A 21,399-nucleotide genomic window follows, 5' to 3' on the forward strand; every position below is an offset into this window, starting at 1 on the left:
GTCCGCGTCTACGGGACCGGCGCGTAAATGCTCGGAGGCCGGAGATTCCCGCCAGACGACCGGTCGGGTCGCCGATACGTCGGCGACTCGTCGCCTCGTCGCCGCCGCGTTTCGGGGTGTCAGCCCACCCTCGATACGAGTTTATCCGCCCCTGAGTCGTACTCCTCTTCGGTGGGGGAGATGACAGTACACGCACTTTCCGAAGAGGGAGTCTCGGCGCTCGCGGCCGACTTCGCGGGCGAACTGGTCGCGCCCGGCGACGACGAGTACGAACAGGCCCGGCGAGTCTGGAACGGCATGATAAACGCGCGACCGGCGCTGGTCGCCTACTGCACCGGGGCCGCGGACGTGCGCGCGGCCGTCGCGTTCGCCCGCGAGCGAGGCGTTCCCGTCACGGTCCGGGGCGGCGGCCACGGCGTGGCCGGAAACGCGGTCGTAGACGGGGGTCTGGTCGTGGACCTCTCGGCGATGGACGACGTTCGGGTGGACCCAGACGAACGCCGTGTCAGGGTCGGCGGCGGCGCACAGTGGGCCGACGTGGACCGGGAGACCCAGCAGTTCGGTCTCGCGGTCCCCGGCGGCGTGGTCTCGGACACCGGAGTCGCCGGACTCACGTTGGGCGGCGGTCTCGGCCACTTGCGGCGGGCGTACGGCGCGTCCTGTGACAGTCTCCGGTCGGCCGACGTGGTGACCGCCGACGGGGACCTCGTGGTCGCCAGCGCCGAGCGAAACGCCGACCTGTTCTGGGCGCTCCGGGGCGGCGGCGGCAACTTCGGCGTCGTCACCTCCTTCGAGTTCGACTGCCACCCGGTGGGTCCGGAAGTCGAGACTGCGTTCGTCTGGTACCGCGGCGACGAGGCCCGCGAGGTGTTCGCCGCGTTCCGGGAGTACGCCGCCGACGCGCCGCGGGAGGTCAGCGCGCTCCCGTTCTACGCGTGGGTGCCCGACGAGGCGGACTTTCCGGAGTCGTCGTGGGGCGACCCTACGGTCGTGGTTCTCGGGTGCTACGCCGGGGACCCCGAGGAGGGCGAGGACGCGCTTCGGCCCGTCCGGGAGTTGGCCGACCCGCTGGCGGATTTCAGCGGGCGGATGGCCTACGCGGAACTCCAGACGATGCTCGACGCCGACTACCCTCACGGCCGGTACTACTACTGGAAGTCAGTCTACCTCGACGAACTCACCGACGACGTGCTGGACCGCGTTCTCGGCCACGCCGAGACCTGCCCCTCGAAACTCACGACCATCGACTTCTGGCAGTTGGGCGGCGCGATAGCCGAAGTCGGCGAGGACGAGACGGCGTTTCCGAACCGAGACGCCGCCTACCTCCTCAACTACGAGGCCAACTGGGACGACCCGCGCGAGACCGAGACCAACGTCCGGTGGGCGCGCGAGTGCGTCGAGGACGTGCGGGAACTCGACGCCGTGCGAGGACAGTACGTCAACTTCCCCGGCATGGGCGAGGACGCCGCCGAAGTCGCCTACGGCGAGAGCTACGGCCGACTCGCCGACGTGAAAGAGACCTACGACCCCGAGAACGTCTTCCGGGGCCATCAGAACGTCGGTCCTCGCTGACGCTCACTCGTCGTGAATCAGGGTGTTCTCCACGAGGTTGGCGTAGCCACGGTGGAGACGGGCCGACGCCGCGTTCTTCGAGATACCGAGTTCGTCGGCCAACTCCCCGAGCGACACCTCGCCGGGCACCTCGAAGTAGCCCTCCCGGTAGGCGGTCACGAGCGCTTCTCGCTGTTCGTCGGTGACCTCGAACTTGCCGAACGCCTCGGGGTGGGCCGACTGGTGGAACCACCGGAGGTCGAACGACAGGTCGTGGGCCGCGGCGTAGTCCTGAAACTCCGAGACGGTCTCGTCGTCGGGGAAGAGCAACTCGACCGACCAGTCGGTCCCCTCGCCGGTGGCCTGAAGAATCGTCGCGTCGGCCTCGGAGACGGCGTAGACGATGCCCTCGGTGTTGCGCTTCCACGCGACCTGATACAGTCGCTGGTCGTCGTGGTCTTCGATGGTGACGGTCTCTTCGACCGTCGGGTCGTCCGAGAGTGCGTTCTCGAACCGCTCGAAGTCGCCGCCCGCGGCCCAGAAGTACGGCGTCACGTTCTCGTCCTCGACGGCGACCCGTTCGATTTCGATGCGCATCTCGGGGGTGCTTTCGAGCGTCCACCCCAGTAAGAAGTCCTCCCCCGGAACGGTGAACCCAGTCAAGACGCTCATCGGTACGTTCTCCGTCGCGGAACGCATTAATTTCTCGCTTTCGCCGAACGGCGATTCGACTGTCGAGGAACGTCGAAAGAACGCCGCAAGGTACCCCTACCCGCGGTGTTTCATCGCAGTTCGGGGTCTCTGATAGGTCTTGTGGTGTCCGCTGAGTTCGATAGACGGCGGGCCGATAGCGAACGCTCGGCAGACCGAACCACGAGGATGCACTCGGTGGGACGGACCACGAGGATGCGCCCGGCCGACCAATCGACAGGGGCGGATAAAGGGGCCGCCCGCTCGCGTTTACCGTGGTCGTCTCCGCGGGTCACTATTCGAGCGAGCGGAGCGAGCGAGAATATCCCGCGGAGTCACCGAAAATCGGAGGTTTTCGAGATGACGAGCGCGTCGCGCTCGAACCACGACCGCCGGAAGACAAACCGCATCTTCCGAGGTCACACTCGCTTTGCTCACGGTTGCACCGTTCGCAGTCGCGGCGCTCCGCGCCGCGCACCGCTCGCGTGACCGCGGGCGGGGGCTTTCGAGGCGTTCGTCGTTGTAGTTGTGGCAGTTGCAGTACGAAGCTGGACATGCGTCACGACGACTTCCCCGACGACTGTGCCGGTCGGGCCGACCGGAGCGGAACGTCGGCCGAAGCAATCTCTACAATTGTTAGACAACCACAAATCCACGTTAGAGCAATAATATTGATGCTGTAGTACCGGCGAGGCTTCGAGAAATGGGAGACCGAACGGCGAGAACGAAGTCAGTCCTCGACTTCGGCGAAGAGTTCGTCTACGGCCGACCGCGCCGCGAGCGCGGCGTCGTCGGCGATTTGGTCTTCGTCGTCGGCCTCGGGCGCGTTGAGGTACACGTCCACTTCGAGGATACCGTCCTCGAACGAGACGGTCACGTCGAGGTCCTTGACCGCCGAGTTCGACAGGCGAGACAGTATCAGGCCTTCGGCGGCCTCCGCGGCCGTCTGGACGACTTCGTCGTCGCTCGGCATCTATGCGCCGCCGGGACCGCCGCCCATGCCCGGACCCTGCGGACCGCCGGGACCGCCACCGCCGCCGAGCATGTTCTGAAGTTCCGACTGGAGGCTCTCGAACTGCTCCTGTACGCGCTCTTCCTGCTTTTCGAGGGTCTCGACGCGGATTTCGAGGCTATCGACCTTCTCGTCGAGGTCGTCTTGGGCCTCGTCGAAGCCGGTCTTGACGAGCAGTTCGCCGACTTCGCGGTACATCGTGGTGTCCTCGTCGATGTCCTCGAGTTCGTCGAGGGCGGTCTGGGCCTCGTTGAGCTGGGTCTCGGCCTGATTTTTCTGCATGGCGACCTGTTGGGCGGTCTCCTGAAGGTCCTGTAGCTCTTCGAGTTTCTCTTGTGCTTCCGGTGGCAGATTACCCTGCATACCTACGGGGATGCGGCCCGGACAGAAAAACCCCCGCTTTCAGTTTTCCGTCGCGCCGACGGCGGTGGAACGATGCGGAGCGAGCGCTCCGAATCGGTCAGACTAGCCCGGACGTTCGCTCCGCGACTTCCACCAGCGACCCCCACGTGTTGCACCCCGCTCGGAGCGCAACGAGGTCCTCGGCGACGACGCGGACGACGACCGATTCGCCGTCGCGTTCGACGGTGGCCGACGACCGGTCGCCGTCGATTTCGCCGACCTCTTGGGCGACTGCGCGGGCGACCACGCGGGCACGCGCGGGCGACTCATATCTGAACTGGAGAACTGTGTCGTGAGAGTCGCCCATGAGAAAACGAGGGAGTCGTTAGTGTACGTCTACTTCCTTCACGTCGCGGCTTCGCTCCTTCAGGAGGACGCGGTGCCCGCAGTAGGGGCACCGGACGCCACCGTACTCGTCGAGTTCCACGTCGCGCTTACACCGCGAACACTTGTAGCTCATTCTTCGTCTTCGCCGAGGGCGGCCCGGATGGAGCGTTTGACCGTGCGACCGGCGGGCGTCTCGGGGCGGTAGGTGCCGCCAGCGTACTTGTAGCCGCAACTGTCGCACTGCCAAATTCCGGTTCCCTGCCGGTCCACGTCGTCGGTTCCGCACTCGGGACATGCGTGGTCTGCGTTCATGTCTCGCTCGATGTCGGCGACGCGCTTGCGGGCGACTCGCCCGTACCGTGCCCCGAACCGACCGGCACTGCCGGTTCGACTTTGGGTGTCTTCGGCCATAGTACTGCGAATTTACTCCGGGTCGCTGATAAAGCCTTTGAGTTAGCGTCGTTCGCGGGTCAACCGTTCACGGTCGTCGTCTCACCTCCGTCCGGTCCGTCGTCGGTTCCACCGGGGACGCTCGGGTCGGTCGGAGCGGGGTCTTCGCCGTCGGCGAGACCGTCGCCGTCCGTGTCCGGGTTCAGCGGGTCAGTCCCCAACTGAAGTTCCTGTCCGTCGGGGATGCCGTCGCCGTCGGTGTCGGCGACGGTCGGGTCGGTCCCCACGTCGAGGACTTCTTCGCCGTCACTTAGACCGTCGCCGTCGGTGTCGAGGGTGAACGGGTCGGTTCCGACCTCGGCGACTTCCTCGCCGTCACCCAGACCGTCGCCGTCGGTGTCGGCGCTGGTCGGGTCCGTGCCGACGCTCAGCAACTCTTCGCCGTCGGTGAGACCGTCACCGTCGGTGTCTGCTTCGGTCGGGTCCGTGCCGAACTCCGTCGCTTCCTGTCCGTCGGTCACGCCGTCGTCGTCTGTGTCGGGGTTCAGTGGGTCGGTCCCGAGCGCGTCCACCTCGTCGCCGTCCCGGAGTCCGTCGCCGTCGGTGTCGGCGACGGTCGGGTCGGTCCCGAGTTCTCGCTCGCGGGCGTCCACGAGTCCGTCGCCGTCCGAGTCCGTCGTGGCGTCGGTGGTCGTCGTCGGGCGTTCGGTCGTGGTCCCAACACCGTCGCTGACGGGCGTACTCTCGGGGTCCAAGGGGTCAGTTCCCGCGGCGGTCTCGTCGCCGTCGATGAACCCGTCACCGTCCGAATCCGGGTTCGTCGGGTCGCTCAGTGGCTCTTCGAGCAGTTCCTCGCCATCGGACCGACCGTCGCCGTCGGTGTCGGGGTTCAGCGGGTCGGTCGGGTCGAGACCCAGTTCGGGCAACTCGACGAGTTCGGTGAAGTCCGTGAGACCGTCGCCGTCGGTATCGGCGTTCTGCGGGTCGGTCCCGAGTTCTCGCTCGCGGGCGTCCGACAGGCCGTCGCCGTCGGTGTCGGCCTCCCCGTCGGCGTCGAGTCGGTCGCTGTCGGCCGTGGCGGTTTCGCCGTCTTCGGTCGCCGTCTCCACTTCGTCCGCACCCGGCGTACTCTGTGGGTCGAGGGGGTCACTTCCGCCCGCGACTTCCTCGTCGTCCGGTACGCCGTCGTCGTCGCTATCCGGGTCCGACGGGTCGCTCAGCGGTTCTTCGAGCAGTTCCTCGCCGTCCGACAGGCCGTCGCCGTCGGTGTCTGGGTTCAGCGGGTCGGTCGGTGTCAACCCGAACTCCGTGATTTCTACGACCTCGAACCCGTCGGCGAGACCGTCGCCGTCGGTGTCGGGGTCGGTCGGGTCGGTGCCCAGTTGCTGTTCGCGTGCGTCAGTCAGGCCGTCGCCATCGGTGTCGGCCGCCGTGCCGGTCGTGGTCGTCGGTTCTGCGGTCGTGGTCGCCGCTTCGGTCGTCGTAGTCGTCGCTTCGGTCGTCGTAGTTGCTCGTGCGGTCGTCGTAGTCGTCGCTTCGGTCGTTGTAGTCGTCGCTTCGGTCGTCGTAGTCGTCTCCTCGGTCGTCGTGGTCGTCGCTTCGATGGTCGTTACTTCTGGCGCGGTGGTCGTCGCCGTTACTTCTGGCGCGGTGGTCGTCGCCGTGCCGGTTCCCTCGGTCGTCGTGACCGTCGTCAGTTCCGGCGCGGTCGTCGTGGCTTCAGCGATAGTCGTCGCTTCGGTCGTCGTCACCGGTTGCACCGCCGTGAGACCGGGGTCGTCCGGGTCCAAGGGGTCGCTCCCCTGTGCGACCTCTTCGCCGTCGAAGTAGCCGTCGTCGTCGGAGTCGGGGTCGTTCGGGTCGGTTCCGAGGTCCGCCTCTCGGGAGTCGGTGAGTCCGTCGTCGTCGGTGTCGGTCTGCTCGGGGTCGTTGGCGTCGAGGGGGTCGGTCGCCTGTGCGATTTCTTCGCCGTCGGGGATGCCGTCGCCGTCGGTGTCGTCCGCGGTCGGGTCGGTCCCGTAGGTGTCCACTTCTTCGAAGTCGTTCACTTCGTCGCCGTCGGTGTCGGGGCTCTCGGGGTCGGTGCCGAGTTGCTCCTCTTCGGTGTCGGCGAGACCGTCACCGTCGGTGTCGGCCGACTCGGGGTCGCTGGCGTCGAGGGGGTCGCTCCCCTGTTGGACCTCCTCGCCGTCGGGGATGCCGTCGTCGTCGGTGTCGGAGTCAGTCGGGTCCGTGTTGTACTGGTCTATCTCCTCGGAGTCGCTCAGGCCGTCGTCGTCGGTGTCGGGGTCAGTCGGGTCCGTGCCGAACTCGTCGGCTTCCGGGCCGTCTTGCAACCCGTCGCCGTCGGTATCGGGGTTTTGCGGGTCCGTTCCCAGTTCCTGCTCGCGGTCGTCGGTCAGGCCGTCGCCGTCGGTATCGGTCTCCTCTGGGTCGTTGGCGTCGAGGGGGTCGCTCCCCTGTTCGACTTCTTCGCCGTCGGCGAGACCGTCGCCGTCGGTGTCGGGGTCAGTCGGGTCAGTCTCCCACGTATCGACTTCCGGGCCGTCCCGGAGTCCGTCGTCGTCGGTATCGGCGTTCTGCGGGTCGGTATCGTAGACGAACACCTCGTCGCCGTCGGTCAAGCCGTCGTCGTCGGTGTCTGCGTCGTTCGGGTCGGTCCCGAGTTGTTCCTCTTGGTCGTCGAGGAGTCCGTCGCCGTCGCCGTCGCGGTCCCGGTAGGCGTCGTTGTCCGGGTCGAGGACCGCGACCCGCTTCTTCGCGCCGATGCGACCCTGCTGGAGGATTTCGTGGGGATTGGTCGTCCGCTTGCGCGCGGCTTCCTTCGCGGTCACGGCCGCGGTCAACTGGACGGCAATCTGAATCTGGACGATGTTGACAGTGCTAATCTGTATCGTCGTCCCCGCACAGGCCGGACAGTAGGTGAGTGCGCCCTTGCACGCGCCTTCCGCGGCGTACTGAATCTGCTTGACGTTCGCCACCTGCGATTGGGAGAGCGACCCTTTCGCGGCGGCTTGGGCGGCGACCTGTTGCTGGTCCACGTTGGCCGTCTGGCTCTGGGACACCGCGCCCTTGGCGGCCCCGTACCCGGCGGCCTGCACCTGCTTGACGTTGGCTTTCTGGCTCTGGGCTATCGCGCCGACGCTCCCCCCGAGCGCCGCCACCTGTACCTGCTTGACGTTCGCCACCTGACTCTGCTCGATGGCTCCCTTGGCGGCCCCGAGCGCGGCGTACTTTTTCTTGTCGCCGATAGCGTGTTTTCCAACGTCGAGCGACCCGTACGCGCCGCCTTGGGCGGCCTCGCGTATCTTCTCGGGGCGGTCGATTCGCTTCTTCTTGGCCCCACCGACCGCACCCGCCGCCGCGCCCTCGGCGGCCTTCTGTATCTGGGTCACGTCGGCCTTCTGCCCTTGGGCGACTGCGCCGTGACTCGCGCCGTATCCGGCGGCCTGCAACTGCTCGACGGTGGCGTCTTGGCGCTGGTTGAGCGCCCCTTTGGTGGCACCGGAGACGCCCGCCGCGACTTGTTGCTGGTTCACGTCGGCGGCCTGACTCTGTATCAGCGCACCCAGCGCGGACCCCTTTACCGCCGCCTGTATCTGGTCAACCGACGCGTCCTGATTCTGCGTGACGCCCGACACCGCACCGCTCCGCGCGGCCCCGACCTGCCGAGGCGTCGTCTCTGCCCCCTGCTGTCGGGCGAGTGCGGCGGCCTCTCGAAGACCGCGCCGAATCGCCTCTCGCTTCTCGTCGGGTAACTGTTGGGCCGCCGGACCGAAGGTGACGGCCGGTGCGTCGGTGACGTTCGCCTCGCCCGTCACGTCGGGAAGGCTCTCGACGCTCGGCAGGGACTCGGCGTCGATGGAGTCCATCGCGTGGGTCGCCGTCGCTCGCGCGTCGGACACGCCGGAGGCGGCGACAGCGCCGCCTCCGGCGTCACTGACCGCAAGCGCAGGTGCGGTACTGACGACCAGACACATCACGAGGGCAAGTACTGTTTGCTTTCTCCGCGGGTCGGGCCTCTCGGAACTCATGCGTATCGTCGGATGCAAGCCGCCCGAGACGAAAAGTGAGCGAGTCGGTTCAGGACCGTTTTCCGTCGAATCGTTCCGTTTCGCCGACCAATAAATAGAATGATGACTACCGCGTGCGACCAACGTTCGCACGCTCGAAACTGGAACCATCCGCCACACCCCCGATTTAGTTCGATTACTCTCGGCCCGTTGACCCGTCGGCGAGTGGTTCGTCGGACCAATCGTGAAAGTTGGCTGTCGTACCCCCGTCGAGCGGACGCAACGACCACAACCCCGTCGAAACGACTGCGTTCAGGACTCGTCGACCGGCGGGTTGAACAACTCGTGGCCGATGACCGCGAGCGAGGCCATCATACCCGCGATTGCGCCCGGCAAGCCGGTGAGTTGACCGACCAGATACCCTCCCCCGGAGAGTAGCGGGATGAGCGCGAGAACCGCGTCGTAGTGGCTAATCATCGTGTAATTAGATATAATTACCATCCCCAAGAAGCTTGGGGCTTCGAGTCCGACCGGTCGTCGCCCGATTTCGGCGAGTACGTCCGTCGTACCGCTACTGGAGTCCGGCCTCGGCCAGCGCGTCGTTGAGGTCCGCACGGACTCGCTCGCCGCGTTCGCGGTCCATCGCGGTCGTGACCACCCGATTCTCCTGCACGCTGGACCCGTCCCGGAGGAGCAGTCGGACGTTGCCGTTCTCGTCGGCGCGGGTCGCCTTCGCCCGCACGCCGGTCCGACTGCCCGACCCACCAGCGTCGATAGGGCCGGGGATGATTTTCTTGACGTGCGGGTGGCCCGCGACGGTCTGAATGGCCGTCCTGCCCGCCCGGTCGCCGATGAGCGTCGAGTGGCTTCCGCCGAGTTTCTCGGCGGGCGCGGTCTCTACGACCTCCAGCGCCCGGTCGCCCCGGCGCGCGAGGACGGCCTCGACGGGACCGTCGTCTCCTCCGTCGCCGATTCGATAGAACGAGTAGTGGAGTTGGTCGCGGGTCGCCCGAAGCACGTCCCGGTCGCCCGCGGCGTACACCTCCTCGGGGCGCTTGCGCCGCACCTCGTCGGCGACCCGCCCCGCGAAGTTTCGGAGTTCGACCACGCCCTCCTCGCCGCCGTCCTCGGGCGTCGTGGTGACGTGAGTCTCGCCGACGACCTCCTCGTCGTCGAGCATCGTCAGGGTCGCCCGGTCGCGGTCGAGTTCCAGCACCACGGCGTCGGCGTTGGGCGTCCGACAGACCAGACAGTAGTCGCCCGGTCGTTCGAGCGGGGACGCACACTGCCGACAGTCCATGGCCGGAGGTAACTCGGGTGTGAATTTAGGTCCCGCGCTTTCGACCGACGACGGAGTTCGGCTCACCGTTCGGTCTCGGCGTCGGTCGTGGCCGCCGACTCGCTCGTCGTCGTGGTCTCGGTCCCCGCCGCGCCGAGGTCGGTGCCGCAGTGCTGGCAGTAACTCGCGTCCGCGGCGACCGACGCGCCGCACTCCGGACAGGCGGTGCCCTCGCGGACGACCCGCCGCTGGGAGTCGTTGAGGTACTTGTACCCGCCGTAGACGAGGTTGACGAGACCGAACGACCACCATCCGGTCAGGAGCGCCAGAATCAGGTGGACGCCGAGGCTTCCGACGTTTCGCTTGACGAGGACGACCCGCTCGGGCGTCTCGGACTCAATTCGCCACCCGTCGGCGATGGCGTCGTCAATTTGACGCTGGAGGCTCTCGCTTCTGTTGGCGTAACTCATCTCGACGGGATACGACGGCTTCCGGGATATGGTTTGAGGCCCGTTCGCGGCGGGAAAACAGACCCGTTTAGCAATGTAGATGATTGCTTTGCAAATATTTTTGTTTCCTAGAAAATTGTAGAAGTGTCCTCCGGACGGCTCGTCGTTCGACACCGCGACCGCACAGCACCACCACTGCGACCGGAAGAAGACGACTCGAAACGTCTAGCTTCAGGCTTGAACCAATGAGAACCGCAACCGCTACCGCGGGCCACACCCTCCCCAACCGACTCCCTCGCTTCGCTCGGTCGTCCCTCGCGCGCGTTGCTCGCGCGCGCCGGAGACGAATCATTCGCACAGTCGCGCCCGGTATCCTTTCCACACGGTCGCGCTCGGTGTCACGGGTCAGTTCCATCGGCGATAGTTCACTCGCCTGCCTCGACTCGATTCCGTCGCACACCTGCCTCGACTCGATTCCGTCGCACACCTGCCTCGACTCGATTCCGTCGCACACCTGCCTCGACTCGATTCCGTCGCACACCTGCCTCGACTCGATTCCGTCGCTCGCCCGCTTCAACCTGACGACGCCCCGACCGATAGCCGAACCCGGACACCCCGACACCGACTCACTCGTCGGCGGGGTCGGTCTTCAGGAACTCCCGGAGAAGGACCGTCGCGTACGACCCCTTCGGGAGCGCGAAGTCGAACGTCAGCGGGTCCTGTTCGATGTCGAGGTCCGTCCGCACCAGAATCGCCCGCCGGGTGCCCGTCGAGTGGAACTCGCCCGGCAAGTCGAAGTCCGCGGGTTCGAGGTCCAACTCCTCCAGCACCTCGCGCTCGATTTTGCCCGGTTCGCCCTCTCCTAGCTCCGTCTCGGTCCCCACGAGCGGCGCGGTCACGAACGCCCGGCCGCGCTCGCAGTGGCGCGCGACGGTCTCCACCCGGCGCTCGGTCACGCGCTGTTCGCGGTCGGGGTCCGGCAGGGTCACGCCGTCCACCGCGTCGGCGAAACACGCCACGTCGCCCGCCACCGGTCGGTCGAACGGCAGGCCGCGCGCCAGTCGCTCGCTCAGGATGCGGTTGAAGGCGTACGACTGGGCGGCGTTGACGAACAACCGCTGGAGGTTCGAGGGGACCGCTTCCAGCGCGGTCCGGAAGTCCTCGGGACCGTCGCCGCCCGACTCGACCAGCGAGTTGAGCATCGCGCGCTCGAACCCGAGTCGCCGCGGCGTGGCGTCCAGCGCGGCCTGCCAGTCGCGCGCTTCGAAGGCGTCGGCCACCTCGCGGCGGGCCTGCTGGCTCCCCTCGGGTTCGGTCTCGTAGGGGTTGGCGACGTAGGCCCGGACCGCCTCCTCCCACTCGCCGCGGACGACGCTGAGGCCGACTTCGTGGGTGACGGGTCGCCGACTCCCGAACCGTTGCTGGCCGAAGAAGTTGGGCACGCCGACCGACCCACCGGCCCACACTCGGAGTTCGTCACGAATCTCTCCGGCGTTCTCGGGTCGCTCGGGGTCGCTGACCCCAATCTCGAACTCGTTGCCAGCCAAATCGCCGAACTCCAGTCCGCGCCCGGCCCGACCCACCACCTCGATGTCGGCGTCGTAGATGGACACGTCCGCGAGGTCCGACTCGTCTATCTTCCGGAGGGTGAACAACTGGGTCGTGACCGCGTACTTGTCCTTGGTCCCGGCCCACGAGACTCGCTCGCGGCTGATTCCCAGCGCGTCGGACAGTCGCTTGGCGAAGTCGTTGGTGTCCCACTCCCGGAGGGTCGCCCGGACCACGAGGTGGGGGTAGGCTCCGGTGTCGGCGTCGGCTGGTTCGGCGTCGAACCGCTCTACCTCCCGGACCCGGAAGTCTTCGGGCGAGGCCCGGAGTCGGCCACCGGTGCCGTCGCTGTCGCTGACGAAGTGTTCGATGCCGACCGCCCGCTCGACTGGATACGCCTCGCGCATTCGTCGGTGCTTGGTCGTCGGCGCGCTTGTATCTGACTTCCTGCGACGGGAGGGTATCGAGATGTTGCGAGTCGAGTCGGAGTCGAAGCTACCGAACTGCTAGTCCGGCGTTCTCCCCGACCGATAGTTGTTTCAGGATGAACTAAGACTGCTATCACATGAACCCGATACCGTTGGCAGTTGCCGTTTCCGTTGCGTTCGCTCTCGCGTACTCGTTCGTTCGGTTGCTCTGGGACGACGATATGCCCAAATCATCGGATAAGTACTGGAGCGAGTCGGCGACCGTCTCCGACGGTCATCCGGACCGTCGGCCGAGTCAGTACAGCGAGAGGTCGCCCGTCACCTTGTCCACGAGGTCGTCGTCGGCCGGACCGACCGCCAGCGCCGTCACGGTGCCGGGGTCGAGTTGGGTGTGGCCCGCGTCCCGGACGATGGCGTGGGGGATGCCCTCCGTGCGGGCCTTCTCCGCGAGTTCGAACAGTTGGCTCTCGCCGTTGCCCTTCACGACGACTTTCTTCTGGCCCTCGCCCTTCCATCGCTTGCGGGCCTTCGTGCCGGTCTCCTCGTAGGCCGACAGCGAGGCGTGAGCGACCTGTGCCGCGAGTTTTCCCTGTCCCATGCCGAGGTCGGAGCGAGCGACGATGGTCTGTTTCATGGCACGCACTCCGGGTGGGCGGTGTATAGACCTGATGATAGCCGGGGACTCGACCCCCGTCGAACCGACCCGCCCGACTCGCCTCGCCAAATCCGGACCGCCACGCTTTACCCCCCTCACACCTCTGCTACGAGTATGATACTTTCGGACGCCGACATCCTAGACCGGATGGAGACCGGTGACCTCGTGGTCGAACCGCTGGACGACCTCGACCTCCAGATTCAACCCGCGAGCGTCGACCTCCGCCTCGGCCGGGAGTTTCTGGAGTTCCAGCGCACCAACATCCCCTGCATACATCCCACCAGCGAGCAGGAAGTCTCGGAGTACGTCACCGAGACGGTCGTCGAGGAGGGCGACGACTTCATCCTCCACCCCGGCGACTTCGTGCTGGGGACCACGAAGGAGCGCGTCGAGATTCCGGCCGACCTCATCGCCCACGTCGAAGGCCGGTCGTCGCTCGGCCGACTCGCGGTCGTGGTCCACGCCACCGCGGGTCTCTGCGACCCCGGCTACGAGGGCCAAATCACGCTCGAACTGTCGAACCTCGGGACCGCGCCGGTCGCGCTCGAACCGGGGATGCGGGTCTCCCAGTTGACGTTCACCGAGTTGACCACGCCCGCCGAGCGACCCTACGGCGAAGAGCGCGGGTCGAAGTATCAGGGCCAGTCCGGGCCGCAGGCCTCCCGCATCCAGAGCGACCACGAGTTCGGCGGCGACCAGAAGGCGGGTAGCGACCGATGAGGTTCGCCGAGGAAATCGTCGTGGAGGAGTTTCTCCCCACGGTCCGGTCGATGTTGGCCGAGGACCTGCGCGACCGGGGCCTGACCCAGAGCGAGGTGGCCGACCTGCTGGGCATCAGCCAAAGCGCGGTGTCGAAGTACGCCAACGGCGAAGTAGAGCGAAACGACCGATTCCTCGAAGACGACCGCGTGAAGAACCTCGTCGCCCGCCTCGGCGAGGGACTGGCCGAGGGGACCATGAGCCGGGTCGAAGCCCTCGTGGAAATCGAGATTCTGATTCGGCGACTCGAAGACCGGGACCTCGTGGCCGAGATTCACGAGGCCCAGATGCCCGAACTCGCGGGTCACGGCGGCGACTTCAACGTCCACGACCCCGAAGGCGACCTGCGGACGACCGAGCGCGTCCGGTCGTCGCTCCGCCGCGGGTTGACCATCGTCGAGAGCGCCAGCGGGTTCGCCTCGCTCATCCCGGCGGTGGGGTCGAACCTCTGTGAGTGTACGCCCGACGCCGACGGCATCGACGACGTGGCTGGCGTGCCCGGCCGAATCTTCGACGTGAAGGGACAGGCGACCATCCCCTCGGACCCCGAGTTCGGCGTGAGCGAACACGTCGCCTCCATCCTGCTGGCGGCCCGGCGAAACGGGTCCGACGCCCGCGCCGCGCTCAACGTCTGGTACGACCCCGACATCGTGGCAGCACTGGAGGACGCTGGCTACGCGGCGGTCGAGTTCGACGCCGAGTACGACGACTTGGACGCGGTGGTCGGCGCGGCCCTGCGCGAGAATCCGGACGCGACGGTCCTCTATCACACCGGCGGCTACGGCATCGAACCCATCGTCTACCTGCTCGGCGACGACGCCGAGTCGGTCGCGAAGATGGCGCGGGGCCTGCTCTGAAGAGATTTTTCGACCGTCACTGACCGACGTTCGTTGAATCCACCGAGGTTGGCTGAAATATGAAGATTGAATAGCTGATGGAAGAGACAACCTGACGAGATGGCAATTGGTATCTTTCCTAAAACAGGACTACTCTCCATTATCTTGTTTCTATTGCCGGGACTAGCAGGTGTGAAACTAGGTCTTCAAATCGCGGACCGAAGCGATTGGCTCAATAGAATCGATACGGTCGCGCTCAGTTTCGGAGTTAGCCTTTTTTCAATGATAATTATTTATTTTGTTTTTTCTCTTCCAGTCTTTTTCTTTTCTCCCCGATTTTCTCTATCGACTACACAGGTTCAGACTCGTCTCTCTACGATTTCTTCCACCATTTTCTACTACTCCGTTCTCATGGCTTTCGCACTAGCGGTCGGCGGGGTACTCGGTCGTTGCGACTTCGGCCGAAATCTGTTCACTTCCAGTTCGCTCTGGCATCGGTTCTTCGATATTGCCGAGAACAGTGGTGAAGGTGAGAGCTACGCGGTTCGTATTCGAACGAACGCTGGCGACGAACTCTACGGTCGCGTTGAAGACGAAGGCGAAACGGCAATCAGCCGAGACATAATCCTCGAAAGCCCACCCAAAGGACTACGACGTATACGATACGATGAGAACGGTGAAGTCGCCGAAGAGTATCACTTGACAGGCTACGCCTACGTTCATAATCAGAGTATCTCTCACATTGAGTTTGACCGCCTCGAAAACGCTGACGAAGCAGAGGCACGTGAGGCAGAAATGGACGACCAACGGACTCTCAGCGACAACTACGCGAAAGTGTCCGGGGAAGAAATAGCGGAATTAAAGGAGTTCGCAGACGACGACACTGACGGTAAGCAAACAGAATCTGATTAAATGTCGAGTTTACTGTTCTCTGCCATCCTCGGGTACTCTTCGTAGACGTATTCGAGCAGGTCCCACAGCTCTCTATCGTTATATTCCTCCACGAAGTCCTCGAACTGTTTTGGTGAAAGACGTTCATTTTCGCCTGTCACACCGTTCTCGACTGCCGCCTCACCGTCTGTCTGGAGCATGTACACCTGTTTTTCATTCTCGCTAGAAGAGGAGGTCTCTCTGCTGGATTGAGTAATAAATCCCTCTTCGACTAAGCGGTCGATGTCGTCGTAGAGGGTCTTGGAGAAGGGACCGTACTTTCCAGCCTTGAACGGATACAACTCTTCGTCCAACTCCTCCCGCTGTGCGAGAAACACGAGCTTCTGGAACCGCGTGATGCCTTCTATAGCGGTCTCGTCGGCCGCACGTAGTAGAGAAAGCGGGAGTAGCTTCTTGTTCATTCAGTAGGTAATTGTGTCGCAGACCATACGATTCTTTCGATGCAACGACAGAACTCGAACGTACCGTGATGTCAGTCGCTCGTCTACCCCTGCGGTCGGTTCTTCAGCAGAATCTCGCCGTCCTCGATTTCGGCTATCCAGTCGGACTTGAGGGCGAAGGCGTCGTCGTCGGCCTCGTGGCTCCCCCAGTCGAGTTTCGCCTTGAGTTCCTCTGCCAGACTGGGTTCGGGTTCGACGTAGGCGTCGCCGTCCCGGACCTCCACGACCACGCCTATCTTCTCGCGGTCGGCGTCGAACACGGACGCGCCCTCGTCGTCTCGGGTGAACTCCATGACTCGGTTTCGGGGTGCGCGGGGAAGACCGCTGTGGCCCGACCGGGGGTCCGACCCTCGCGCGGACGGACTCACTCGAACGTCAGGCGGGCGGTCACGGGGAGGTGGTCGGAGACGCCGTTTCCGGTGTCCTTGTCGAACCGGCGGGGCCGACCGCTCGACGTGGCGACCTGCTCGTCGCGGACGATTTCCACGCTGTCGAGGTCGAGTCGGAGGCCCTCGCCGCCGATTAGCCCCCTGCTGGCGACGAGTTGGTCCAAGACCTGATACCGATTGGCGAACTTCTCGCCGCTTCGGAGTCGGTCGATGAAGTAGGTGCCGACGTTCTCCTCGTGGAGGAACCGCCACATCGGGTTGTAGAGGAACACGTCCTGCCCGCGGTAGTCGGCGGTCTCGTCCCTGAACCCGTCGATGTCGTTGGTCTCGCCGACCACCCGGTCGCGCTCGCTGGAGGCCTTGAGGTGTTCGGTCACGCTCCGGTCGCCGGGTTCGTCGTTGAAGTCGCCGACGACGAGGACGTTCGTCTCCCACCGGTCGCGGACCGCCGCCAGCGCCTCGTCGTCGCCCTGTTCGCGCAACTCCTCGTAGCGCGCCGGGTGGACCTTCACGCGGTCCTCCACGAGGTAGGCGACGTGTTCGGCGACTGCGGCCCGGAGCGGGTCGGTCCGGTACTTGCCGAGACTCCGCGAGGGCCAGTGACCCGCGACGACGACGAGTCGCTCGCCGGTCTCCACGACTTCGAAGACCACCTCGAAGATGTCGCGGGTCCGATAGCGCAGGTGGACGACGTGCGAGGCCTGCGAGACGACTTCCAGCACCCGGTCGTCGTAGGCCATCGTCACGTCGATGCCCCGCAGGTCGCTGGTCGCCGGGAGTTCGTCGGACCCCCGCGCCGGTTGCTCCTGTCGGACGCGGGTCTCGGGGTCCGTGACGACCTGCATGTGGTCGGTCCCCATCTCGTCCAACAGGTCGCGCAGAACCGCGTCCTTCTCGATTTCACAGACGGCGAGCAGTTCCGGCCCCTCGCCGCCGTGGGTCGCCGAGAGCGCGTCCGCGAGGTTTCGGGTCTTGGCGTCGTACAGTTCCTCGGTCCACCCCTCTTCGGCGGTGTACTCGAAGTCCTTCGATATTGGGTCGTCGTCCGTGTCGAAGAAGTTCTGTAAGTTCCACCACGCGAAGCGTATCTCCCCCATCGTGTCACACCGCTATCCAGAGCGACTCGCCGGAAGATAAGCGTTCGGGTGAGTCGAACGACGGCGGAAGTCCGGCGACAGACCGTTCGAGCCACCGGAATGCGCTCGGCCAATCGTCCGCCGAGGCGTGCGCCCGCCCGACCAACCGATGGGACGCGCTCGGCCGATAAACCGCCGTGGCGGGATAAAGGGGCCGCGCGCTCGGCGAACCCCGGCGACGGAAGGACCGCAGGGAGGAACGCAGTGACGACCGAGGACCGCACCGAGCCGCGGGAGCCGAGCGCGCGGGGGCTTTCTAAGTCTCCCTCGTTCCAGTTTCCGAAGTCCCGTCCACCGATTCCGCTCCGGGGCGGAGTTCGCCGAATACGTCGCTCCGTCCCGTGAGAGAAACCGAAATACTGCTTTAACAAATAAGTATACTACTCTACCAAACAAAAATACATATCTAACAACTATTTTCCTACGTCCGGGCGTCCAACACGATTCGGTCGTCGGTGATTTCGGCGACGCTCTCGTCGTGGACCGCGTAGGTGTTTCCGTCGGTGCCGCCCTGCGGGAGTCGGGCCTGCATCCGTTCGACAGTCTCCTCGTCGGCGCTGACGTGGGCCGTGCCGTGGCGGACTTCGGCGACCGTTCCCACGTCGGTCCCGTCGCCGTCTACGACTTTCTTGTCTACCTCGTCCTCCGTGAGTGCGACTGTCATGGCGACGGTCGTACGCCGTCCAGCGTCTTCACGGCGTCGGCCGCGCCAGCGGAGCGTGTTCGGATACGCGCGTTCGGTCGTCGGTGTGGTCACGGAGGCTTGAGGAGGTCGGGGTCCGCCTCGCTCTCGGACTCCGTATCTACCTCGGTATCCGGTCCCTCTTCGCGTTCGGCGTCCGACGACTCGGACGCCGAACTCCCGGTCTCGAAGGAGTCGAGGACCGCGTTCAGTTCGTCGGCCCGGTCGGACAGCGCCACCACGCCGTCGGCGGCGTCCCCGAGAGCGGTGGTCTGTCTCTCGGCCGCGGCCGCGACGGTTTGGGCCTCCGCAGTCGTCTCCTCGCTTATCGAGGCCACTTCCTCGACCATCCCGACGACCTCGCGCGCGGACTCGGCCTGTCGCTGGGTCGCCGCGCTCGTTTCTTGGATGTCCCCGTTGGTCTCGGCCACGCCGTCCACGACCGCTTCGAGGGCCTCGACCGCTTCGCCGACCGTCTCGGACCCCTCGGCGACTTTCCGACGAGTCTCGTGGATGCCCGCCACGGCGTCGTCGGTCTGGTCGCGCACCCGGTCGATGGACGCCTCGATGTCGCCGGTCGCGTCTCGGGTCTGGTCGGCCAACTCCTTGACTTCCTCGGCGACGACGGCGAATCCCGACCCGGCGTCACCGGCGCGTGCGGCCTCGATGGACGCGTTGAGTGCGAGAACGTGGGTCTGGTCGGCCACGTCGGTGATGAACTCCGTCACGTCCTCGATGTCGGACACGAGGTCGTTCAACTGCTCGACCGCTTCGACCGTCTGTTGGGTCTGGACCTCGATTTCGTCGAGTTCCCGGACCGCCGACGCCGCCGACTCCCGGCCGTCCTCTCCCCGGCGGGCGACCCGTTCGGCGCGCTCTGCGGCCTCGTCCGCGGCGACCGAGACGCGCTCGACCGTCTCGGTCAGGTCGTTCATCTCGCTCAGAACCGTCTGGAGGTGGTCGTTCTGGTCGGCCGCGCCCTCGGTTATCTGCTGGACCGACTCGCTCACGTCCCGACCGGTGGCCGACACGTCCGCGACCGTCTCGCTCACCGTCTCGCTCTCGTCGGCGACCGTCTCGCCGAACTCCCGGACCATCCGCAGGGTCTCTTCCCACTCGTCTAGCATCTCGTTGAACGCGCAGGCGACTTCGGCCATGGCCTCGCTGTCGGCGTCGTCCAGTCGCCGGGTCAGGTCGCCGTCGGCGCAGTCGGCCATCACCGCGGCGTACTCGGCGGCCGTCTCTTCGAGACGGTCGCCGAGTCGTTCGGCCTCGGCGCGGGCGCGTCTGGCCTCCCGTCGTTCGCGTTCGACCTCCCGGCGGGCCTCCTCCGCCTCGTCTTTGGCTCGCTCGGCCTCTTCGCGCGCGGTCTCGGCGGTGGCTATTTGCTCGCGGAGAGAGTCGCGCATCGCGTCGAAGGCGTCGTAGAGCCGTCCGAACTCGTCGATTCGGTCGGTCCTGAGTTCGACGCCGAGGTTCCCACGTTCCATCTCCTCGGCAGACTCGGTGAGGTCTTCGAGCGTCTTGGTCTGTCTCCGGCCGAACCCGACCGCGGCGATTCCGAGGACCGCGATAGTCGCCAACACCATCGCCGCGAGACTCGTCCCCACGCTGTCGCGCATCGCGTAGGCGTTCGACTTCGGGACGTGAGTCAGCACCACCCAGTCGGTGCCTTCGACGGCCGTGTAACCGACGACCGACGAACCGGCCGACTCGAACCCGGTCCGGTTGGTTCCTGCGTCCTCGGCGATTGGGGCCGCCGCGAACGACTCGGTGGCCTCGGGCGTGGTGTCGAGGACCGTCTCACCGGTCCCGTCCACGACCAGCGTCTGGCCGCCGTCTATCGTCTGGTAGAAGTTGTTCGCGCGCACCTCCAGACTGGCGACGACGACGACGGCGTGTTGGGTGTTCTTGGGCGGCGCACTGACGAACGCGATGGCCCGTTCGCCCGAGACGGGACTCACGTAGGGGTCGTTGGCGACGTGGACGTAGGACGGTATGTTCGTCTTCGCGTCGATGGTCTCGGTGTCCCACGTCGCACCGACCTCGGACATCTTCCGGCCGACGACTTCGCGGGACGTACTCGACAGAATCTCGCCGGAACTCACCTCGACGTAGTGGACCGCCACGATACCCTCACCGAGCGACTGCTGTTGGTCCAACAGGTAGAGTCCGATTTCGTCCACGTCGCCGTTCTGGAACTGCTTGGCCTGCGAGAGCGTCCGGGTCTGTCGCTCCAACCCCGCAATCCATCCGTCGAGACCGTCGGCCTGCAACTCGGCGGTGGAGGTGAGTTGGTTGCGGACCTGCGACTCCAGTCGCTGTTGGGTGTTCGCGTACCCGACCGCACCGACAGTTCCGGTCACCAGCATGACGACGAACACGCCGACGAAGAACTTCCGAGCGTGCCGCCTCCGTACATTATCAGGTATTAAATCTGATAGTTCGAGTCGCTGGAGCCACCTGTCGGTGTCTTTCATCGGTCGGACCTGTCCCGCCCTCACCCTTAAAACCTAAGTCTATATAGGTAATATACGAGAATGTATCTGAAATTTGGCCCCGGCGCTTCGCCTCCGCCATCTACTCGTCGTCCGACCTCGGTCGTTTAGTTTCCGGCCGTCGTACGACGGGCCATGTCCAGTGACGCGACGGCGGCGGCACAGCAGTTTTACGGCCGGTGGGCCGACCTCTACGACCTCCTCGCGCGCAAGACGCCCGGACTCGGGCACCTGCGCGGGCGGGCGGCCGACGCGCTCGCGCTCGACTCCGGCGACACCGCGGTCGAGATGGGTTGCGGGACGGGCGCGAACTTCCCGCACCTCCGCGAGCGAGTCGGTCCCGAGGGCCGAGTCGTCGGCGTGGACTTCACCCGCGGGATGCTGGCGCGAGCGCGCAACCGCGCCGAACGCGAGGGCTGGCGGAACGTCCACCTCGCGCGGGCCGACGCCACGGAAGTCGAGTTCCGCGACCCGCCGGACGCCATCCTCGCCACCTTCGTCGTGGGGATGCTCGCCGACCCCGCGGCGGCCGTGAACCGATGGGCCGACGCGCTCGCGCCCGGCGGCCACCTCGCGCTCCTCGACGCGGCCCAGACGACCCGATGGTTCGGATGGCCGGTCAATCAGGCGTTTCGAGGGCTGGTCGTCGCCTCGTCGCCGACCGGGATGGACGCCTACGAGCGAGCGCCGTGGTCGATACTCGACGAACGCGTCGAGACCGCTCGCCAAGCCCTCCGGAAACGCGCCGACGGGACGACCCACAGCGAACACGCTCTCGGGGTGGTTCGGATTACGGGCGGCAGAATCGAGTGACGACTCGTTTCCGGGGCGGGGAACCCGCCCCGGAATGCATGTCAGAACGAGTCCAGTTTGGCGGTAGTGGTCGGGGATACCAGCCCCGAACGACGGGTACTGACTGCCAGAGTCGCACTGTCGCCGTCTTCGACGTGATGCGCGACGAGCA

At 65.7% G+C, this 21,399-nt stretch carries 22 protein-coding genes; 5 read left to right on the forward strand and 17 right to left on the reverse strand.

Features of this window, described 5'->3' with window-relative positions:
- The first annotated feature begins 180 nt into the window (after nt 1–180).
- Nucleotides 181–1,572, forward strand: a complete 1,392-nt coding sequence (locus P2T60_RS01900; protein WP_276280866.1) for an FAD-binding oxidoreductase — start codon at nt 181–183, stop codon at nt 1,570–1,572.
- 3 nt (nt 1,573–1,575) lie between these two features.
- Here P2T60_RS01900 and P2T60_RS01905 read toward each other — a convergent pair whose 3' ends face one another.
- The 12 genes from P2T60_RS01905 to pth2 form a co-directional block, all read right to left on the reverse strand.
- On the reverse strand, nt 1,576–2,223 hold the full coding sequence (locus P2T60_RS01905; protein ID WP_276280867.1) for a helix-turn-helix domain-containing protein: 648 nt from the start codon (nt 2,221–2,223) through the stop codon (nt 1,576–1,578).
- Nucleotides 2,224–2,971: 748 nt separating this feature from the next.
- A complete protein-coding gene (locus tag P2T60_RS01910; RefSeq protein ID WP_276280868.1) occupies nt 2,972–3,214 on the reverse strand; it encodes a DUF3194 domain-containing protein in 243 nt (80 codons plus the stop codon).
- Nucleotides 3,215–3,616: a prefoldin subunit beta gene (locus tag P2T60_RS01915; protein WP_276280869.1), complete on the reverse strand. Its 402-nt coding sequence runs from the start codon at nt 3,614–3,616 to the stop codon at nt 3,215–3,217.
- 97 nt (nt 3,617–3,713) lie between these two features.
- Complete coding sequence (locus P2T60_RS01920) at nt 3,714–3,962, reverse strand: KEOPS complex subunit Pcc1 (RefSeq protein WP_276280870.1); 249 nt, start codon at nt 3,960–3,962, stop codon at nt 3,714–3,716.
- 18 nt (nt 3,963–3,980) lie between these two features.
- A complete protein-coding gene (locus P2T60_RS01925) occupies nt 3,981–4,115 on the reverse strand; it encodes a DNA-directed RNA polymerase subunit P (protein WP_276280871.1) in 135 nt (44 codons plus the stop codon).
- Nucleotides 4,112–4,393, reverse strand: coding sequence for a 50S ribosomal protein L37ae (locus tag P2T60_RS01930; protein ID WP_276280872.1), 282 nt, complete (start codon nt 4,391–4,393; stop codon nt 4,112–4,114). Before P2T60_RS01930 ends, P2T60_RS01925 begins: the two co-directional genes overlap by 4 nt.
- A 59-nt stretch (nt 4,394–4,452) precedes the next feature.
- Entirely contained in the window at nt 4,453–8,406 is a 3,954-nt protein-coding gene (locus P2T60_RS01935; RefSeq protein WP_276280873.1) for a hypothetical protein, read from the reverse strand.
- Nucleotides 8,407–8,697: 291 nt separating this feature from the next.
- A complete protein-coding gene (locus tag P2T60_RS01940) occupies nt 8,698–8,862 on the reverse strand; it encodes a DUF8015 family protein (protein WP_276280874.1) in 165 nt (54 codons plus the stop codon).
- Nucleotides 8,863–8,956: 94 nt separating this feature from the next.
- The gene (locus tag P2T60_RS01945; RefSeq protein ID WP_276280875.1) at nt 8,957–9,685 is read right to left on the reverse strand and encodes a DUF2103 domain-containing protein; all 729 of its coding nucleotides are present in this window, start codon (nt 9,683–9,685) and stop codon (nt 8,957–8,959) included.
- Nucleotides 9,686–9,747: 62 nt separating this feature from the next.
- Entirely contained in the window at nt 9,748–10,134 is a 387-nt protein-coding gene (locus P2T60_RS01950; RefSeq protein WP_276280876.1) for a zinc ribbon domain-containing protein, read from the reverse strand.
- A 605-nt stretch (nt 10,135–10,739) separates the two neighbouring features.
- Entirely contained in the window at nt 10,740–12,068 is a 1,329-nt protein-coding gene (gene truD / locus P2T60_RS01955) for a tRNA pseudouridine(13) synthase TruD (protein ID WP_276280877.1), read from the reverse strand.
- A 316-nt stretch (nt 12,069–12,384) separates the two neighbouring features.
- The gene (gene pth2 / locus P2T60_RS01960) at nt 12,385–12,723 is read right to left on the reverse strand and encodes a peptidyl-tRNA hydrolase Pth2 (protein WP_276280878.1); all 339 of its coding nucleotides are present in this window, start codon (nt 12,721–12,723) and stop codon (nt 12,385–12,387) included.
- Nucleotides 12,724–12,858: 135 nt separating this feature from the next.
- On the opposite strand from pth2, the gene dcd reads away from it, so the two are divergent.
- From dcd to P2T60_RS01975, 3 genes are all read left to right on the forward strand, one after another.
- Nucleotides 12,859–13,464, forward strand: a complete 606-nt coding sequence (gene dcd / locus P2T60_RS01965; RefSeq protein ID WP_276280879.1) for a dCTP deaminase — start codon at nt 12,859–12,861, stop codon at nt 13,462–13,464.
- A complete protein-coding gene (locus tag P2T60_RS01970) occupies nt 13,461–14,360 on the forward strand; it encodes a thiamine-phosphate synthase family protein (protein WP_276280880.1) in 900 nt (299 codons plus the stop codon). The genes dcd and P2T60_RS01970 overlap by 4 nt, the downstream gene beginning before the upstream one ends.
- Nucleotides 14,361–14,459: 99 nt before the next feature.
- Nucleotides 14,460–15,251 (forward strand): DUF6338 family protein, encoded by a 792-nt coding sequence (locus P2T60_RS01975; protein ID WP_276280881.1) that lies wholly within the window; start codon nt 14,460–14,462, stop codon nt 15,249–15,251.
- On the opposite strand, the gene P2T60_RS01980 is transcribed toward P2T60_RS01975, so the two are convergent.
- From P2T60_RS01980 to P2T60_RS02000, 5 genes are all read right to left on the reverse strand, one after another.
- A complete protein-coding gene (locus tag P2T60_RS01980; RefSeq protein WP_276280882.1) occupies nt 15,248–15,691 on the reverse strand; it encodes a type II toxin-antitoxin system antitoxin SocA domain-containing protein in 444 nt (147 codons plus the stop codon). The genes P2T60_RS01975 and P2T60_RS01980 overlap by 4 nt on opposite strands.
- A gap of 83 nt (nt 15,692–15,774) precedes the next feature.
- Nucleotides 15,775–16,023: a PRC-barrel domain containing protein gene (locus P2T60_RS01985; protein WP_276280883.1), complete on the reverse strand. Its 249-nt coding sequence runs from the start codon at nt 16,021–16,023 to the stop codon at nt 15,775–15,777.
- 71 nt (nt 16,024–16,094) lie between these two features.
- Nucleotides 16,095–17,216, reverse strand: a complete 1,122-nt coding sequence (locus P2T60_RS01990; protein ID WP_276280884.1) for an endonuclease/exonuclease/phosphatase family protein — start codon at nt 17,214–17,216, stop codon at nt 16,095–16,097.
- Between the two features lie 460 nt (nt 17,217–17,676).
- Nucleotides 17,677–17,919 carry a PRC-barrel domain containing protein gene (locus P2T60_RS01995; protein WP_276280885.1) on the reverse strand — a complete coding sequence of 81 codons (243 nt, stop codon included), beginning with the start codon at nt 17,917–17,919 and terminating at the stop codon, nt 17,677–17,679.
- 89 nt (nt 17,920–18,008) lie between these two features.
- Nucleotides 18,009–20,417: a methyl-accepting chemotaxis protein gene (locus P2T60_RS02000; protein WP_276280886.1), complete on the reverse strand. Its 2,409-nt coding sequence runs from the start codon at nt 20,415–20,417 to the stop codon at nt 18,009–18,011.
- 153 nt (nt 20,418–20,570) lie between these two features.
- On the opposite strand from P2T60_RS02000, the gene P2T60_RS02005 reads away from it, so the two are divergent.
- Nucleotides 20,571–21,248 carry a class I SAM-dependent methyltransferase gene (locus P2T60_RS02005; protein WP_276280887.1) on the forward strand — a complete coding sequence of 226 codons (678 nt, stop codon included), beginning with the start codon at nt 20,571–20,573 and terminating at the stop codon, nt 21,246–21,248.
- Nucleotides 21,249–21,399 lie beyond the last annotated feature (151 nt).

This window comes from Halorussus caseinilyticus, assembly GCF_029338395.1.
Classification (GTDB): Archaea; Halobacteriota; Halobacteria; order Halobacteriales; family Haladaptataceae; genus Halorussus; species Halorussus caseinilyticus.

Excerpts from the sequence above, each read along its gene's own strand:
- P2T60_RS01910 (WP_276280868.1), bottom strand. The coding sequence starts at position 3,214 with ATGCCGAGCGACGACGAAGTCGTCCAGACGGCCGCGGAGGCCGCCGAA.
- P2T60_RS01925 (WP_276280871.1), bottom strand. The coding sequence starts at position 4,115 with ATGAGCTACAAGTGTTCGCGGTGTAAGCGCGACGTGGAACTCGACGAG.
- dcd (WP_276280879.1), top strand. The coding sequence starts at position 12,859 with ATGATACTTTCGGACGCCGACATCCTAGACCGGATGGAGACCGGTGAC.
- P2T60_RS01905 (WP_276280867.1), bottom strand. The coding sequence starts at position 2,223 with ATGAGCGTCTTGACTGGGTTCACCGTTCCGGGGGAGGACTTCTTACTG.
- P2T60_RS01990 (WP_276280884.1), bottom strand. The coding sequence starts at position 17,216 with ATGGGGGAGATACGCTTCGCGTGGTGGAACTTACAGAACTTCTTCGAC.
- P2T60_RS01930 (WP_276280872.1), bottom strand. The coding sequence starts at position 4,393 with ATGGCCGAAGACACCCAAAGTCGAACCGGCAGTGCCGGTCGGTTCGGG.
- P2T60_RS01975 (WP_276280881.1), top strand. The coding sequence starts at position 14,460 with ATGGCAATTGGTATCTTTCCTAAAACAGGACTACTCTCCATTATCTTG.
- P2T60_RS01940 (WP_276280874.1), bottom strand. The coding sequence starts at position 8,862 with ATGATTAGCCACTACGACGCGGTTCTCGCGCTCATCCCGCTACTCTCC.
- P2T60_RS01920 (WP_276280870.1), bottom strand. The coding sequence starts at position 3,962 with ATGGGCGACTCTCACGACACAGTTCTCCAGTTCAGATATGAGTCGCCC.
- P2T60_RS02000 (WP_276280886.1), bottom strand. The coding sequence starts at position 20,417 with ATGAAAGACACCGACAGGTGGCTCCAGCGACTCGAACTATCAGATTTA.
- pth2 (WP_276280878.1), bottom strand. The coding sequence starts at position 12,723 with ATGAAACAGACCATCGTCGCTCGCTCCGACCTCGGCATGGGACAGGGA.
- P2T60_RS01980 (WP_276280882.1), bottom strand. The coding sequence starts at position 15,691 with ATGAACAAGAAGCTACTCCCGCTTTCTCTACTACGTGCGGCCGACGAG.
- P2T60_RS01945 (WP_276280875.1), bottom strand. The coding sequence starts at position 9,685 with ATGGACTGTCGGCAGTGTGCGTCCCCGCTCGAACGACCGGGCGACTAC.
- P2T60_RS01995 (WP_276280885.1), bottom strand. The coding sequence starts at position 17,919 with ATGACAGTCGCACTCACGGAGGACGAGGTAGACAAGAAAGTCGTAGAC.
- P2T60_RS01935 (WP_276280873.1), bottom strand. The coding sequence starts at position 8,406 with ATGAGTTCCGAGAGGCCCGACCCGCGGAGAAAGCAAACAGTACTTGCC.
- P2T60_RS01915 (WP_276280869.1), bottom strand. The coding sequence starts at position 3,616 with ATGCAGGGTAATCTGCCACCGGAAGCACAAGAGAAACTCGAAGAGCTA.
- P2T60_RS02005 (WP_276280887.1), top strand. The coding sequence starts at position 20,571 with ATGTCCAGTGACGCGACGGCGGCGGCACAGCAGTTTTACGGCCGGTGG.
- P2T60_RS01950 (WP_276280876.1), bottom strand. The coding sequence starts at position 10,134 with ATGAGTTACGCCAACAGAAGCGAGAGCCTCCAGCGTCAAATTGACGAC.
- P2T60_RS01900 (WP_276280866.1), top strand. The coding sequence starts at position 181 with ATGACAGTACACGCACTTTCCGAAGAGGGAGTCTCGGCGCTCGCGGCC.
- P2T60_RS01970 (WP_276280880.1), top strand. The coding sequence starts at position 13,461 with ATGAGGTTCGCCGAGGAAATCGTCGTGGAGGAGTTTCTCCCCACGGTC.
- truD (WP_276280877.1), bottom strand. The coding sequence starts at position 12,068 with ATGCGCGAGGCGTATCCAGTCGAGCGGGCGGTCGGCATCGAACACTTC.
- P2T60_RS01985 (WP_276280883.1), bottom strand. The coding sequence starts at position 16,023 with ATGGAGTTCACCCGAGACGACGAGGGCGCGTCCGTGTTCGACGCCGAC.